Origin of the sequence: Shewanella sp. DW31, from assembly GCF_015767295.1 — a bacterium.
GTDB lineage: Bacteria > Pseudomonadota > Gammaproteobacteria > Enterobacterales > Shewanellaceae > Shewanella > Shewanella oncorhynchi.
The window spans coordinates 240,214-255,711 of record NZ_JADWMP020000003.1 but is presented as its reverse complement, the minus strand read 5'-3'; the positions used below and the strand labels follow the sequence as shown (position 1 = coordinate 255,711).

Annotated in this window: 14 protein-coding genes and 3 tRNA genes; 2 read left to right on the top strand and 15 right to left on the bottom strand. The window is 43.6% G+C overall.

The genetic code is table 11. The annotated features are described in order from the left end of the window. Positions 1-3: 3 nt before the first annotated feature. The 12 genes from GWI56_RS04675 to motY form a co-directional block, all read right to left on the bottom strand. Positions 4-79 (bottom strand) — tRNA-Lys (locus tag GWI56_RS04675). A gap of 37 nt (positions 80-116) precedes the next feature. Next, a tRNA-Lys gene (locus GWI56_RS04670) sits at positions 117-206 on the bottom strand. A 58-nt stretch (positions 207-264) separates the two neighbouring features. Further along, a tRNA-Lys gene (locus tag GWI56_RS04665) sits at positions 265-340 on the bottom strand. A 142-nt stretch (positions 341-482) separates the two neighbouring features. Then, positions 483-1,229, bottom strand: a complete 747-nt coding sequence (gene ybgF / locus GWI56_RS04660) for a tol-pal system protein YbgF (protein WP_198572259.1) — start codon at positions 1,227-1,229, stop codon at positions 483-485. 24 nt (positions 1,230-1,253) lie between these two features. Continuing rightward, positions 1,254-1,787, bottom strand: coding sequence for a peptidoglycan-associated lipoprotein Pal (gene pal / locus GWI56_RS04655; RefSeq protein ID WP_113938779.1), 534 nt, complete (start codon positions 1,785-1,787; stop codon positions 1,254-1,256). A gap of 46 nt (positions 1,788-1,833) precedes the next feature. Beyond that, positions 1,834-3,162 carry a Tol-Pal system beta propeller repeat protein TolB gene (gene tolB, locus GWI56_RS04650; protein WP_028760347.1) on the bottom strand — a complete coding sequence of 443 codons (1,329 nt, stop codon included), beginning with the start codon at positions 3,160-3,162 and terminating at the stop codon, positions 1,834-1,836. 9 nt (positions 3,163-3,171) lie between these two features. Beyond that, complete coding sequence (gene tolA, locus GWI56_RS04645; protein WP_198572258.1) at positions 3,172-4,203, bottom strand: cell envelope integrity protein TolA; 1,032 nt, start codon at positions 4,201-4,203, stop codon at positions 3,172-3,174. Further along, a complete protein-coding gene (gene tolR, locus GWI56_RS04640; protein ID WP_113938780.1) occupies positions 4,204-4,638 on the bottom strand; it encodes a protein TolR in 435 nt (144 codons plus the stop codon). Further along, entirely contained in the window at positions 4,638-5,324 is a 687-nt protein-coding gene (gene tolQ / locus GWI56_RS04635) for a protein TolQ (RefSeq protein WP_028760350.1), read from the bottom strand. Before tolQ ends, tolR begins: the two co-directional genes overlap by 1 nt. After that, the gene (ybgC, locus tag GWI56_RS04630; RefSeq protein ID WP_006081251.1) at positions 5,314-5,715 is read right to left on the bottom strand and encodes a tol-pal system-associated acyl-CoA thioesterase; all 402 of its coding nucleotides are present in this window, start codon (positions 5,713-5,715) and stop codon (positions 5,314-5,316) included. The genes tolQ and ybgC overlap by 11 nt, the downstream gene beginning before the upstream one ends. Before the next feature lie 171 nt (positions 5,716-5,886). Further along, complete coding sequence (locus GWI56_RS04625; protein WP_198572257.1) at positions 5,887-8,070, bottom strand: prolyl oligopeptidase family serine peptidase; 2,184 nt, start codon at positions 8,068-8,070, stop codon at positions 5,887-5,889. Between the two features lie 760 nt (positions 8,071-8,830). Beyond that, complete coding sequence (gene motY / locus GWI56_RS04620) at positions 8,831-9,700, bottom strand: flagellar protein MotY (protein ID WP_028760352.1); 870 nt, start codon at positions 9,698-9,700, stop codon at positions 8,831-8,833. A gap of 141 nt (positions 9,701-9,841) precedes the next feature. On the opposite strand from motY, the gene rnt reads away from it, so the two are divergent. Further along, positions 9,842-10,513 (top strand): ribonuclease T, encoded by a 672-nt coding sequence (gene rnt / locus GWI56_RS04615; RefSeq protein ID WP_105252848.1) that lies wholly within the window; start codon positions 9,842-9,844, stop codon positions 10,511-10,513. Between the two features lie 101 nt (positions 10,514-10,614). On the opposite strand, the gene GWI56_RS04610 is transcribed toward rnt, so the two are convergent. Then, on the bottom strand, positions 10,615-11,220 hold the full coding sequence (locus GWI56_RS04610; RefSeq protein ID WP_006081247.1) for a peroxiredoxin C: 606 nt from the start codon (positions 11,218-11,220) through the stop codon (positions 10,615-10,617). Positions 11,221-11,605: 385 nt separating this feature from the next. Here GWI56_RS04610 and GWI56_RS04605 point away from each other — a divergent pair, with 385 nt between their 5' ends. Beyond that, positions 11,606-12,925 carry a Na+/H+ antiporter family protein gene (locus GWI56_RS04605; protein ID WP_198572256.1) on the top strand — a complete coding sequence of 440 codons (1,320 nt, stop codon included), beginning with the start codon at positions 11,606-11,608 and terminating at the stop codon, positions 12,923-12,925. A 152-nt stretch (positions 12,926-13,077) separates the two neighbouring features. Here the strand turns inward: GWI56_RS04605 and GWI56_RS04600 are convergent, their stop codons facing one another. Then, a complete protein-coding gene (locus tag GWI56_RS04600; RefSeq protein WP_198572255.1) occupies positions 13,078-14,493 on the bottom strand; it encodes a GGDEF domain-containing protein in 1,416 nt (471 codons plus the stop codon). A 253-nt stretch (positions 14,494-14,746) separates the two neighbouring features. After that, positions 14,747-15,373, bottom strand: a complete 627-nt coding sequence (gene upp / locus GWI56_RS04595) for a uracil phosphoribosyltransferase (RefSeq protein WP_011789711.1) — start codon at positions 15,371-15,373, stop codon at positions 14,747-14,749. Between the last annotated feature and the right edge of the window lie 125 nt (positions 15,374-15,498).

The following is a 15,498-nucleotide window of genomic DNA, read 5'->3' as shown; positions in this document are numbered from 1 at the left end:
AAGTGGTGGGTCGTGAAGGATTCGAACCTTCGACCAATTGGTTAAAAGCCAACTGCTCTACCGACTGAGCTAACGACCCATCTGGTGTTGCGCTGATTTATGCACTTTCAGTAAAGTGGTGTGTCATTAAGGATTAGAACCATTCGACTGATTGGTTAAAAGCCAACTGCCCTAGCTTTATAAAAAAGCGACTGAGCTAACGACCCATTGTACTACTGACTATCTCACTAAATACCACTAACTTATTCTATTCATTAGAGTAAGTGGTGGGTCGTGAAGGATTCGAACCTTCGACCAATTGGTTAAAAGCCAACTGCTCTACCGACTGAGCTAACGACCCATTTACTGGTATTTCACGCCCCGAACGACCTCGCCGCTCTGAGGGCGCCTATAATACCTTTTTCATCTTCTCATGCAAGCGCAAATTCCCAATTTTTTGTCGTTTGCATGAAAAACAGACTAAGAGTATGTTTTTTAGTTAATTACGCTTTAATTGCAGCCAGTTGCTGCTGTGCAATGCGTGCTGCGGCGCTGTTTGCGTAATCTTTGACAACTTGTTGGTAGTATTGCATCGCACCAGCTTTATCACCGGTTTTCTCGGCGATCATGCCAAGCTTCACTAAACTATCGCCACGTTTATTAGAATCGCTAAAACGATTAACCACAGTTTTGAAGGCTTGTTTGGCTTCTGCAAATTCGCTCTTATTAAATAATAGCTGTCCTAACCAATAGTTCGCATTCGCGGCATACACAGAGTCTGGGTATTGTTTGATAAAAGCACGGAAGGCAGGAATGGCATCGTCATACTTACGCTCTTTTAAGACTAAGTTAACGGCATTTTCATAACTTGCAGTTTCACTTAAACTACTTGCGGCAGCATTGGTCGATACCACAGAGGGGATTGATGTCGCTGCAGCTGCAGGTGCGGCAGATGCCTTTGAGGATAAATTAGCAAGCTCATCATATAACTGACGCTGACGCTCTTGCATCTGCTCAATCTGATAATTCTGTTGTTCGGTTAAACCGCGTAAATCGAGAACTTCCTGCTGCAGTGTATCAAGACGACGTTGCATCTCGAGCTCACTTTGTTGTCTCGATTTTACAATACGTTCGATACGAGCAAGTCTGTCATCACCCGAACCACCAGCAATATCCTCCACAGGAGCAGGCGCTGCAACTGCAGCGCCCGCACCAAGGAACATTGCCGTAATTAAGACGGCACGTTTCATTGTGTTACTCTCCGAGATTCAATCTTAGTAAACTAAAACTGCACGACGGTTTTTGCCAAAACCTTCATCAGTGCGAGAAAAATCAAGTGGTTTTTCTTCGCCATAGCTGACTACGCTCATTTGGCTTGGCTGTACGCCCATACCTTGTAGGTATTTAGCAACGGCTTTAGCACGACGTTCGCCCAGAGCAATGTTGTACTCAGGAGTGCCACGCTCGTCCGCATGACCTTCAATCAGTACGCGCACACTTGGGTGCTCAACTAAGTAAGTACCATGAGCTTCTAATACAGCGGCGAATTCAGTTTGAACTTCACTGCGGTCGAAATCGAAGTAAATGATGTGTTCTTTTCTCAACTCTTCTAACTGCTGACGTTGCTGCTCTTCAGATGACAACATACCACCCACACCACCAGTTTGAATGCCACCATTCAGTTCGCTACCTGAACCGTTTGTTGAGCCCATTGCATCAGTTTCTGATTCTGAAGTTGAGCTACATGCACTAATAGCCATAATTGGAAGTGCTACCAACATAGCTTTTAACAACTTATTCAGATCCATTACGTGTTCCTTATAAAATTAAATGTGATTAAATCAAGGTATAACATTAGAGAAACGGAGACCAAGAAGGTGATTTCACCTCGCCTTGACCCACGGGTAATCTCGCTTTAAAGCGTCCATCCGTAGAAACAGCTGCTAATACTTGCTTACCTTGGTGTGTAGTGCCATATATGACCATAGTACCATTAGGCGCCACACTTGGGGATTCATCCAAGCGTGTAGAGGTTAGCACCTGCATAAAACGCGTATTTAAATCCATACGCGCAATATTAAACTTACCGTTAGTACGGTTAACAAAAATCATACTACGTCCATCTGGCGTAATTGAACCACCAAGGTTCCATTCACCTTCAAATGTTTCACGACTCACTTTACCTGAACTTAACTCTACGCGATAAATTTGCGGTCTACCACCACGTTCAGAGGTGAAAATCAACGACTTCCCATCAGGATACCATGATGGTTCAGTATCGATAGCATAGTGATTGGTAATACGCTTAATCGCTTTTGTCGCAATATCGATAACATAGATCTCAGGCTGACCATCCTTAGACAGCGTCACAGCCAAAGATTTGCCATCAGGAGAGAAAGCCGGCGCACCGTTAATACCTGGGAAAGAGCTCACTTTAGTGCGCACTTGGGTATAAAGGTCTTGTACGAAAATCTCTGCTTTTTTATTTTCAAAGCTAACATACGCCAAACGACGTCCATCAGGCGACCAAGTGGGTGACATTAATGGCTCAGGTGAGCGCAGTAACATTTGCTCGTTAAAACCATCATAGTCCGCAACCATCAACTGATAAGGTGCTTTTTGAGTATGATTGACCACGACATAGGAGATCCGCGTTAAGAATGCACCGCGAATACCGGTTAACTTTTCATAGACGATATCGCTAATTCTATGACCATATTGACGAAATTGCGCTGCTGAAATCACAGTTTGGCGACTGTCCATCAAAAATTCTGTAGCACTGACTGAGCCTTTCAATGCTTGGTTTTGTGCTTTAACTAAATCGATTAAATCAAAGCTCACCAAATACTGATCGGTTCCGTAAGGTTTCACAGTACCTAACACCACAGCTTCTGCGCCAACGCTAGACCATGAACTAGGTTGAAACTGAGCCAAAGCACCAATATTGCGCTGAGGTAGTCCGAGCTCGTCTAAAGGTTTAAAGGTACCGCTACGAGCTAAGTCAGACATCACCACATCAGCAATCGCTTGTGGCGGTGCGCCAGGACCTTGCCATACAAAAGGCATCACAGCGATGGGACGCGCTGCGTCAACACCTTCTGTGATCACAATATCCAATGCCGCTTTCGCGGGGGTGGTGCACAGCAGAACTGCCAGTGCTAACCATTTTGCCAATATTTTCATGGTGCTCCTTTAATTAAACGTTGGTTCAACGATTAAGTTAATTTCTTTCATCAAGTTATAAACCGCAGGATCCGGAGACACAGGCAGTTTGCCCGCTTTCAAAATCGCCGCTTTTGCTGCACGACAAACGTTGGGATCACCACCTTTTGTTTGGCTGCTGATCACAAACCCATCATTCGCTAAACGCACAGAGACAGTACAAGTCTTTCCACGCATAGATTCATCCACTACCAAATTACGTTGAATAGTTGATTTTATCATTGCCTGATACTTACCGACTTCACTCTGCATCTGCTTATTCATGGTTTGCGACAGCGCCGCTTGCTCAGCCGCTAATGCATCAGCCATTTCCTGCTCTTGATCGGCAAGGGCTTTAGCATCCGCTTTAGCTTTGGCATCTGCTTTAGCTTTAGCATCTGCTTTAGCTTTAGCATCTGCTTTAGCTTTGGCATCTGCTTTAGCTTTAGCATCTGCCTCCGCTTTAGCTTTAGCTTCCGCATCTGCTTTTTGCTTACGGTCAGTTTCAGCTTTCACTGCAGCAGCTTCTTCAACCTTGCGTTTTTCAGCGGCTTTTTGTGCGGCGTCTTCAGCAACCTTACGCTCCTGCTCTTTCAGCTTACGGTCGGCTTCGGCTTTGACCGCCTTTTCCTTTTCCTGCTGCTGTTTCACCTGGGCTAATTTGGTCGCTTCATTGGCTTTTTGAATCTCAATTTCCTGCTGCTTACGTTCTTGCTCTAGCTGTTTAATCTGAGCTTGTTCGCGCTCGCGTGCCTGTTTCGCTTCTTGAGCTTTGCGTTCAAGCTCGGCTTGACGTTCTTGCTCACGGCGTTCGGCATCACGCTTTTCTTGCTTAAGTTTCTCAACTTGATTAGCCACTTTTTGCTGATCAACCATAACCGCTTTGATTGCTGGTGCGCTAACTTGTTGCATAGGCTCAGGTTTGTGAGAAAAATCTATTCCTAATGCCAGAATAATTATCACGCCAATATGAATACCCGCTGAAATTGACAGAGGTAATGTTACATCTGACTTATCTGCCACCTATTTCTCCTTGGGTGAATCCGTCATCAAACCGACTGATGGCACGCCAGCTTGCTGCAGTGTCACCATCAACTGAATCACTTTATCGTAAGGAATATTTCTATCGGCTTTAACCACAACAGGACGCTCAGGTTCAGTCACGATAAGTGCAGCCACTTCCGTTGCCAATTCTTCCAAATCCATAGGCACATTCGTTGAACCGCCTTTATTGAGGAAGTAATCACCATCACCATCGATTGAAGCAACAATGGGCGGCTTACTGTCATTGGGTAACACTTCTGCCGCCCCTTGAGGCAGCTCCACTTTGACCCCTTGGGTCACTATGGGTGCTGTTACCATAAAAATAATTAACAGCACGAGCATGACGTCGATATAAGGCACCACGTTGATTTCAGCAACGGGGCGACGACGTTTGCGCTGATAAGCTGGTTGCATTATGCCCCTTCCTTCTCACTGTATGCTTGGCGATGCAAAATGCTGGAGAACTCTTCCATAAAGTTTGCGTAAGCCATTTCTAATTTATCGACTTGAGTCGAGAAACGGTTGTAGGCGATTACCGCTGGAATTGCAGCAAATAAACCCATAGCCGTTGCAATCAAAGCTTCAGCAATACCGGGGGCAACCATAGCTAAGGTGGCGTTTTCCATCGAACCAATAGCGATAAAAGAATTCATTATCCCCCATACAGTACCAAATAAACCGATATAAGGGCTAGTCGAACCAATCGTTGCTAATAACGGTAAGTTAGCTTCTAACTTTTCCATTTCGCGAGACAAGGTCACACGCATAGCTCGCGATGTACCATCCATGACGGCATCGGGCACTTTGCTATTTAATTTATTCAGGCGTGAATATTCCTTAAAGCCAGTCACAAATAATGACTCTAAACCGCTATTATCTGGACGAGATGATAATTCTTTATACAAACGGTTTAAATCAACACCTGACCAAAATTTGTCTTCAAACTTCGCCGATTTACTTTTTGCGGATGTCAGTAAGCTACGGCGTTGTAAAATCACCGTCCAAGACATCACCGACAAGCAAAGTAAAGTGAACATAACAAATTTCACTAATAAACTGGCTTGTAAAAATAACCCAACAATCGACATATCAGCTTGCACTGTCAAACTCCTGCACAATATTTAAGGGAATAGCTCGGGGACGCATACGTGATAGCGCAACACAAACAACTAGCACTGTGCCTTCACAATAACAGTCTCCCTGTTTATCGACCAAGCGTTGATGAAAGATCAACGAGGCCTTTTTCAACTCTATGACCTTAGTTTCAACAATAAGGTTCTGTTCAAAACGTGCTGCTTTGCGAAAATCGAGTTCCGCACGCTTTACGACAAAAGCAGTGTCGTCGGCTAATAACGCAGTCTGACTCACGCCAAGGGCTTTTAGCCACTCGGTTCGCGCGCGCTCAAAAAAGTTGAGGTAGTTCGAATGATAGACAACGCCACCAGCGTCGGTGTCTTCGTAATAGACTGAAATTGGCCAATGAAACATCATTTGAAAATAAGCAAATTTTGGTTGAAAAATTGACGCTTACTATACCTAGGGAAACAAGACTTGTGAATGACCCGATGAAGATATAGATAGGAATAGCGCGGGTTTCAGATGAATAGGGGCAATTGTAAAAGAGAATGGGGTCAAACGACCCCATTTTATTAACATAGTTAGTTATTTTGCGATAGCTTGTGGCAAGGTTAAGCCAAAACTCTGCCACAAGAAACTGTAGATGTCGGCAAATTCGTCGATCTTCATCGCCGTGGGCTTACCCGCTCCATGACCAGCATTTGACTCAATACGCATAATGACTGGTTTATTGCCCTGCTGTTTCTCCTGCAGCATGGCCGCAAACTTGAAACTGTGTAATGGCACAACACGATCATCATGATCCGCTGTCATTACCATAGTCGCAGGATAAGCTTGCGCTTTTACATTGTGATAGGGCGAATAAGCCAATAGCGCAGGGAATTGCTCTGCTTTATCAGCACTGCCGTATTCACTCGTCCAAGCCCAACCAATAGTGAACTTGTGAAAACGCAGCATATCCAACACGCCCACCGCAGGTAATACGGCAGCAAAAAGTTCAGGACGTTGAGTCACAGCAGCGCCCATCAACAGACCACCATTACTGCGGCCATAGGCACCGAGTTTAGAGCTGTTGGTGTATTTTTCGCTTACCAGATATTCAGCAGCAGCAAAATAGTCATCAAACACATTTTGCTTTTTATCGAACATCCCCGCTTGATGCCAGCTTTCGCCATACTCAGCGCCGCCACGTAAACTCGGCACAGCATAAATGCCACCCATGTCTAACCAAGCGATATTGGCAGGGCTAAAACGTGGTGTCATCGAAATGGCAAAACCACCATAGGCATAAAGTAATGTCGGATTTTGACCGTTTTTCACTAAGCCCTTTTTATAGGAGAGCATCATAGGCACACGCGTACCGTCTTTGCTGCTATAGAAAACCTGTTCAGAAACATAGTCATCGGGATTAAACGAGACTTTGGGTTTAGCAATGACGGTTGAACCGCCAGTTTTAAAATCAAACTTATAGGTGGTTTCAGGCTGAATATAACTATTAAACACATAATAGAAATAATCTTTGCTGGCTTTACCAAAAGGCCCTGCCACATTGCCAAGACCAGGCAATGCCACATCTTGACGCTTCTGACCACCCATACTGTAAATCGATAATTGACCTAACACATCATGTAAATAACTCACCACTAAATGGTCATTAATAATGGCGACATTATTAATCGGATCTTTAGACTCAGGAATAATCGTTTGCCATTGCGATTTATCACTATTGCGGGTGTCAATCGCAATCACTTTACCATTAGGCGCCTCTAAATCGGTTTTGAAATAAAACACTGAACCATCATTACCGAGAAACTCATATTCAGCTTCTAATTTGAGGATCAATTCCACCACTTGGGATTTAGGCTCAAATAACGATTTATAGAAGAAACGATTACGCTTATCCGTACCTTGAGAAATCGACAGTAATAAGTATTCACCTTTCTCAGAGACATCAATACCAAAGCCCCAATCTTTATTCTGTGGACGCTCATAAATCAATAGATCTTGATGTTGGTCTGTGCCTAATTTGTGGTAATACACTTTTTGGTTAAAATTAACGTCAGCTAAGACATCCCCCCCTGCAGGGGCATCATAACGGGCGTAGAACACACCTTGGTTTTCTTTATCCCACACTGCGCTAGAAAATTTAATCCATTTCAGTTCATCGGCCAGTTTCTTACCGGTTGCAATATCAACGAACTGCCATTGCTGCCAATCTGAGCCAGAATTTGAAACGCCATAGGCTAAAATTTTACCGTCATTACTCACAGCCACGCCGGATAAGGCAACAGTACCATCCGCAGACAGTTTATTTGGGTCAAGAACAGGCTTTTCAACACCATCTAAACCTTTAACGTACAAAACCGATTGCGCCTGTAGGCCATCATTACGGTAGTAAAATTGATTGTCGCCGTTTTCAAACGGGGCAGAGACTTTTTCGTAATTCCAAAGTTCTGTAATACGTTCGACCACAGCTTGTTTATTGGGGATCTTAGCGAGGTAGGCTTGACCAAAGTCTTGTTGTTCTTTTACCCACTCTTCAGTTTCAGGTGTATTAGCCTCCAGATGACGATAAGGGTCGGCTACCGCAACACCATGAATGGTTTCGACGAGGTCATCTTTTTCAGTGACAGGGTAAACGAGTTTAGTTGCGCTTGCCTGCTCAGTCGAATTTTGCTCAGGTGAATTGCCACTTTGGCAGGCACCGAGTGCCATCCCCAATGTGGCCACTAACAAACCTTGCTTTGCAAGGCGAAATCTTAATGCCATCGTGTTGTCGTCCTTCTTATGGTTTCGGGCTTAAGGCCTTTTCAGCAAGTACTATACAAGCAAAAAAAATCATGGCAATGGCGTAACTTAATATGAAGTTTTTTAAGCTGTATCGTGAATTTAACAAAATAGCAGCAAGGATAAGCTTATTGAAGTGTATTATTATGCATTAATAGTGAGTTATAAGTTATTAATCAAGGTAAATAGTGACTTAAGTGATATAAATCACCTTTGTAGCCATTAGAATTACTAATGTTTATGGGCAATTTTTCTCGTTTGTTTTACAACAGGTTTCCCAATAGAATGTGCTTGTTTTCAGGAGATAACTGCTTGCAGATATCGAAAACAAAGAACTTTTAAACTGGTGTGTTCCCAACACTTCAGTTTCTTTTCTGGTTCTTATGCTTGACTTCCTTCCTTCAATTTGTTGATTGCAAATGCATTATTTTTGCGGCCCGCTTAGTTTAAGCGGGCTTTTTTTTAGCATTTCAAACACAATCCTGATTATTGCAACGGCCAAGTTTTATACATCATCGATATTACTCGTACTTATCCCACTCTCGCTTTCTGCAGTACTTGTTGAGGTGGATATGTCATCACTACAAATTAAAAAATCTCATTATTTTTACCCATACTCGCAAATTGAGCGAATCATTCGATTAAAGTGGCATACTGCCTGAACTCTCCTTCTTTTAAAAACGACAATGCCAAGTCATAAACTTGGCATTGGAAAACACTTAAAACCTAGGTAAAACAAACACTAAAAAGGTTTACTGATCCGTATAACAACACGACGGTTACGCGCCCTTTCATCCATATCATCATTGGAAGCCACATGACGACGCTCACCATGCCCGAATGTGACAATACGATCTTGAGGAATACCACTGGCAACAAAGAACTCTTTTACCGACGCAGCTCGTGTATCCGACACTTTCTGGTTTACTGAACGGCCACCATAGCTGTCGGTATATGCATCCACCAGCACTAACTCTACCAAGGGATCATAGGCTAAATATTCTTGCACCCGAGACAGTTGTTGCTGGGAGAAACGAGTTAAATCGGTCCCGCCTTCATCGTAATTTAATACAGTAAAAGCGATATCTTCAAAGCTATAGGGCAATAAATGCGCTAGACAAGCTTTAAACTCAGTATATTTACGGCCAAAATTAGCTGAAGACAAACCCACAGCTATCTTATTCGACTCGTTATACCAATCAGCATAGTAAAACGTTGGTTCCATACCGCGACTCAACTCTGCCAACATAGACCAAGCTGCACGCTTAGGCACTTCCCCGTTAAAGTACTTTTGATAATGTAATGACGTGATCTCTTTCGATACCACACCAGGACGCCACTGCGGCGCGCGGCTAATTAATTTAGCCTGCGTCACTTGATCAGGTTTTACCCACATATCTAAGGTAAAAGTCATATTCTGCTGTTTACCCGCTTCACTGGTAAAAATTGCTTTACCGTAAGAAGGAATATCATGCTCAAGGCGACAGACGATGGGAGTATTTTCACTCACTCGCCACTGGGAATCACTTAAAGAGGCGACATAATGGCGCAACTCTGCCATTGCAGTTGCTGGAACGCATAAAATTGATACTAATATCAGTTTTCGCCACATAGCCTTTACTCATGTTTAATCGGTTACATGGCTTTATCGGCAAACTATTTAGTTCCTTTAGCTCATAAAACCACCAATCAAGCATGACACACCCCAACACATTTAGCATAATAGCGCCCTGTGAATTTTCTTGAGTACTTTATGAGTGACATTTGCGACGCGAACAAATTGAAATACCGATTTCGAGGCTACTTTCCCGTAGTCATTGATGTCGAAACTGCGGGCTTCAACTCTCAAACCGATGCGTTGCTAGAAATTGCCGTCACCCTACTAAAAATGGACAATGAAGGTGTGATAGGAATCGATAAAACCCTACACTTCCACATTGAGCCCTTTGAAGGCGCAAATTTAGAACCCGAAGCGTTAGCATTCAACGGTATTGATCCCACGAATCCGTTACGGGGGGCGGTGAGCGAGAAAGAAGCCTTTTTGGAAATCTTTAAAGCCGTGAAGAAAGCCCAAAAAGCCTCCGACTGTCATCGCAGTATCATAGTGGCGCACAATGCGGCATTCGATCATGGTTTTGTGAGTAAGGCGATAGAACGTTGCGACTTAAAACGCTCGCCGTTTCATCCTTTTGCCACCTTTGACACAGCAACGCTCGCCGGACTCGCCATTGGTCATACCGTACTTGCCAAGGCATGCATTATGGCGGGTATTCCCTTCGATAATAAAGAAGCCCATTCGGCGCTATATGATACCGAACGTACCGCGGAGCTTTTTTGTCATATCGTGAATCGTTGGAAATCATTAGGTGGCTGGCCATTACTGGCTGTGGATGCGCAGGATGCAGAAAGCGGTACTGTGGAATAAATTGAACAGTTAACACGAGATCTTCAGCAATGAAAAAACAAAAAAGCTGCCATTGGCAGCTTTTTTCATTTAACAGGCGACTGTGATTAGAAAAGTACTAATTACAGTGAGCTTGCATTTTCAGACAGGTAAGCAGCAACACCTTCAGTGCTTGCATTCATACCTTTATCGCCTTTTTCCCAGCCAGCAGGACAAACATCACCGTGCTCTTCATGGAATTGCAGTGCATCGATCATACGTAGCATTTCATCAACGTTACGGCCTAATGGTAGATCGTTAACGACTTGGTGACGAACCATGCCTTCTTTGTCGATCAAGAATGAACCACGGAAAGCCACACCCGCTTCTGGATGCTCAACATCGTATGCTTTACAGATTTCATGTTTAACATCAGCCACTAGCGTATATTTAACTTGGCCAATACCGCCTTTTTCAACTGGGGTGTTACGCCATGCATTGTGGGTAAACTGAGAATCGATAGACACACCAATCACTTCTACGCCACGCTTAGTGAACTCTTCCATACGGTGATCAAAAGCGATCAACTCTGATGGGCAAACGAAAGTGAAGTCAAGTGGATAGAAGAATACGACGGCTGGTTTGCCTTTGATGGCTGCAGTCAAGTTAAAGCTATCAACGATTTCGCCAGAACCTAATACAGCTGCAGCAGTAAAATCAGGAGCCTGACGGCCTACTAATACGCTCATTTTATATCTCCATCTATGAGTTGAACTAAGTGTAAGGCAAGATGCCTTCTAGCCAGTATGTTCTCAACCTAGGTCAAGTTAAATCCTTACTGATTAAAAGGTGTTCTTACCAATCAAATCCTTAGGCATTATAAGTCGTGTGCTGTGCCTTACAACCTATTTAAGACCAATATCACATTTTTCAAGGGTATTTCCATTTTACCTGACTAAGGATAGAGCAATCTGTGTATCCTGTGTGCGGAGCAATCCACATTCAGCTAACAGACAAAAACCAGCATGATCACATTTTCAGATATTTTTCCGATAACGCCTCGGCAAACTGGACATCCACTGCCTTTGCAGTCGAAAATAGCTCCTTTGGCTTAAAGAATTAAGAAAATTGATAATGAATGCAGTCGTAATTGCAGTGTGCTTAATGTTAGCACTCAGTTTAGCTAGGGTGAATGTGGTTGTCGCCCTGACCGTGAGCGCCCTCGTGGCGGGATTAGTAGGCGGAATGGATCTGCACCAAACTATAGATGCCTTTAATACAGGCTTAGGTGGCGGCGCACAAATTGCGCTCAGTTATGCATTATTAGGCGCCTTCGCTGTCGCACTATCGCATTCAGGCTTAACGACGCTGATTTCTAGAAGCATCATTAGTAGCCTTGGACAAGATCCTAATCCCACTAACACTAACTGGGTACGATGGTTACTGCTGTTATCGCTACTCGTCATGTCGATGGCTTCACAGAATATTTTACCGATCCATATCGCCTTCATTCCGATTTTAGTGCCACCACTCTTACATGTGATGACCAAACTGAACATCGACCGTCGCCTTGTGGCTTGTGTTCTCACCTTCGGCCTAGTCACCACCTATATGATTTTACCGATTGGGTTTGGTGGCATTTTCTTAAATGATATTCTGCTTTCCAATTTAACCAGCAATGGCTTAGCCGCTGCTCGCGAGCAAATTCCGCCAGCCATGTTAATCCCTGCCGCGGGTATGGTCGTAGGGTTACTCACTGCAGTATTCATCAGTTACCGTAAGCCTCGGACTTACGACGAGGCAAAAGTGTTGGTCGCTGAACCTGAAGAAAATCTCAACAAACGCAATATCATCATTGCTGCACTGGCGATATTAGCCACTCTCGTCGTACAACTTGAAACTGACTCTATGATTTTTGGTGCCTTAGTCGGCTTCATGATTTTCAGTTTTTCGGGTGCCTTGAAGCATGTCGCCGACCAAGATATCTTCAACCAAGGTGTGCGAATGATGGCCAATATCGGCTTTATCATGATTTCAGCAGCTGGCTTTGCCGCTGTAGTGAAAGAAACCGGTGAAGTGGGTACGCTTGTGGCCTCGCTTAGCGACATCATTGGGGATAATAAAGCCCTCGCAGCCTTCTTGATGTTACTGGTTGGTCTACTGATCACTATGGGAATTGGGTCGTCTTTCTCCACCATTCCAATTATCGCGACGATATATGTACCATTGGCATTAAGTTTTGGTTTTTCAGTAGCGGCCACAATCGCGTTAGTTGGCACTGCCGCCGCGCTGGGTGATGCGGGCTCGCCAGCATCAGATTCCACCTTAGGTCCCACTGCAGGTTTGAATGCCGATGGTCAACACGATCACATTCGTGACAGCGTGATACCAACATTTATCCACTACAATATTCCACTATTAGTGTTTGGTTGGATTGCAGCCATGGTGTTGTAAGTGCTATCGCAGATGTTTACATTACCGTATTAGAAAGTAACAACAGCGCGGCATTCTCCGCGCTGTTTTTTATCTCGGGTATTCACTTTATTGCGGGCAGCTGGTTAACTCACTGATTCACTCGATAACTCACGTAATAATGAACGTGATAATTAAGGTGTCGGGTCAAGCTTGCGATTCCCTTGCTTATTCTTTTTATCTTCATATAACGCTTTATCCGCAGCTTGTAGCACTGCCTCAAAGGAAGCATAATCTTGCGAATCAGCCACACCGCAGGAGACTGTCAGCACATTTAAAAACTGCCGCTCTGCGACCGCCTGACGTAAATGTTCAGCCAACAATAAGGCCCGTTCAAAAGTACAATTAGCCAAGATGACGACAAACTCATCACCGCCGGTTCTGATTAACAAATCATTTTCTCGAAATACACTGCGCATCGCATCAACAATTTGCATGATCGCCATATCCCCGAGTTTATGCCCATAGGTATCATTAATGGTTTTGATTTTGTCGCCGTCCACGCAAATCACCGCGTAATGCCCCTTAGTTGCGACATCAAACAGTGTGGTCTCATAGACTTTCTTATTATAGGTTCGAGTAAAAGCATCCAATAACATCGCTTCACTAAACCGTTGACGCTCAGTACGAAGTTTCCTAAAACGATTGATATTAATTTGAACGAAGAAGATCACGATAGATAACAAAAACCACAGGGGCAAATTCCACACAATGAAACGAAATATACTGATTTTATATGTCAGTGAAGTCATGTTATCTAAATGATTTGTCATCGAATAAAACAAGAACTCCGGCGTCAGTTCAGCCCAAAGGCTATCTGTCGTGATCACCAACTCAGTACCATAATCCGTTTTCTGCAATTCAACATGTTTATTACGCATAAAAACCGACGTCATTAGAGCCGTGTCGGCAATAACATCACCGATGAAATGATTAGGATCATTAGATGATGAAATCGGTGATGCCATCGATAAAATGACTTTTCCACTGACTTCATCTTGATAAGGAATGGATAATACGATTCCATCGGCTAAGGACTCTGGGGTCGCGTCTTTCGCGCAATAGTGCAGACTCTGACAAAACTCATTCGTTGAAGTACGGTCTTTAATCAGCCGCGCTTTTACGTCCTCAGGAATTGGGGAGGCAAAATACATGGCATCACTGCGATAAAGTCCCACATACAGGAATATATCTTCGACATTGGTCTTTTTACTGGTTTTACTGGAATAGAGATAATCAAAATAGCGTAATACTTGCTCTTCTTCTGCGGAAAGCACTCCCCCTTGCGGCAGCATTAATCTAGAAGGGTCAAGCTGAAAAAGCGCTAAAGAGGATTTATTGAAATCAATAATATCGTGCAGAGATAAGCTTTTACCAAGCAGTTCAATATAACTCGGTGTAAGTTGCTCGTTTTTTACAAAAGACACAAAGGATTTATGCTCTCTATCGATTTTAAACGGTAATAGAATAAGTAGGAGTACGACAAACAAGAGGGTCGCAAATTCAAATGATCGACGCAATAATAACCAGTTGAGAGCCGAATTTCCCATAATTCCTCTTAATCCCTGTTCTACCGACAATGTACCTTGCACAAAACGTAAAGTGCGATCAATAAAATTGCAAAATAAGCCAATAAAAACAACTTCAATAGATAATTATTATTTACCTTGTCCTAAACTTTAGCAGCTTAAGATAAAGTTGTTATTATTGTGTTGAACAAAAACAAAAAGGGAGCCTAGGCTCCCTTACTGACCACATCCGCTCAATTGAGCATCAGCAACTCTAATTATTTAGCAACTTTGTCTATTTAGTACCAAAGATTTTATCGCCCGCATCACCAAGACCTGGCAGGATATAACCTTTCTCGTTTAAGCATCTATCGATAGCGGCAGTATATAATTCGATATCCGGATGCGCCGCTTCTAAGGCTTTAATGCCTTCAGGCGCAGCCACTAGCACTAAGGCCTTTATTGAAGTACAACCGCGCTTTTTCAATAAATCAACGGTCGCAATCATAGAACCACCTGTCGCCAACATAGGGTCGACAACTAAGGCGATACGCTCGTTCATGTCGCTGGCCAGCTTCTCAAAATAAGGCACAGGCTCAAGAGTCTCTTCGTCACGGTAAATACCGACAACTGAGATACGCGCACTTGGAATGTGCTCGAGTACGCCGTCCATCATGCCCAAACCCGCACGTAAAATTGGCACGACAGTGACTTTTTTACCTTTGATTTGATCGACTTCAACCGGACCGTTCCAGCCTTCAATCGTCACCGTTTCAGTTTCGAAATCTGCGGTAGCTTCATAGGTTAATAAACTACCCACTTCGGCGGCTAGTTCACGGAAACGTTTAGTGCTAATGTCACCTTCGCGCATTAAACCGATTTTGTGACGCACTAAAGGATGTTTAACCTCGACAACTTTCATTTTTCTCTCCTGCTTATTTTTCGGCGTATTATTTTAGGCAAATTTTTCAGATTCTAGTTGATTTGTTTACTAGGTAAAACAGAAAGTTTTGCCATTCGGTCTAATCGTGAGCTATCTCGCAAGAA

Coding starts and splice junctions, on each gene's coding strand:
- ybgF (WP_198572259.1), bottom strand. CDS start 1,229: ATGAAACGTGCCGTCTTAATTACGGCAATGTTCCTTGGTGCGGGCGCT.
- pal (WP_113938779.1), bottom strand. CDS start 1,787: ATGGATCTGAATAAGTTGTTAAAAGCTATGTTGGTAGCACTTCCAATT.
- tolB (WP_028760347.1), bottom strand. CDS start 3,162: ATGAAAATATTGGCAAAATGGTTAGCACTGGCAGTTCTGCTGTGCACC.
- tolR (WP_113938780.1), bottom strand. CDS start 4,638: ATGCAACCAGCTTATCAGCGCAAACGTCGTCGCCCCGTTGCTGAAATC.
- ybgC (WP_006081251.1), bottom strand. CDS start 5,715: ATGATGTTTCATTGGCCAATTTCAGTCTATTACGAAGACACCGACGCT.
- GWI56_RS04625 (WP_198572257.1), bottom strand. CDS start 8,070: ATGGCATTAAGATTTCGCCTTGCAAAGCAAGGTTTGTTAGTGGCCACA.
- motY (WP_028760352.1), bottom strand. CDS start 9,700: ATGTGGCGAAAACTGATATTAGTATCAATTTTATGCGTTCCAGCAACT.
- rnt (WP_105252848.1), top strand. CDS start 9,842: ATGAGTGACATTTGCGACGCGAACAAATTGAAATACCGATTTCGAGGC.
- GWI56_RS04610 (WP_006081247.1), bottom strand. CDS start 11,220: ATGAGCGTATTAGTAGGCCGTCAGGCTCCTGATTTTACTGCTGCAGCT.
- GWI56_RS04605 (WP_198572256.1), top strand. CDS start 11,606: ATGAATGCAGTCGTAATTGCAGTGTGCTTAATGTTAGCACTCAGTTTA.
- GWI56_RS04600 (WP_198572255.1), bottom strand. CDS start 14,493: ATGGGAAATTCGGCTCTCAACTGGTTATTATTGCGTCGATCATTTGAA.
- upp (WP_011789711.1), bottom strand. CDS start 15,373: ATGAAAGTTGTCGAGGTTAAACATCCTTTAGTGCGTCACAAAATCGGT.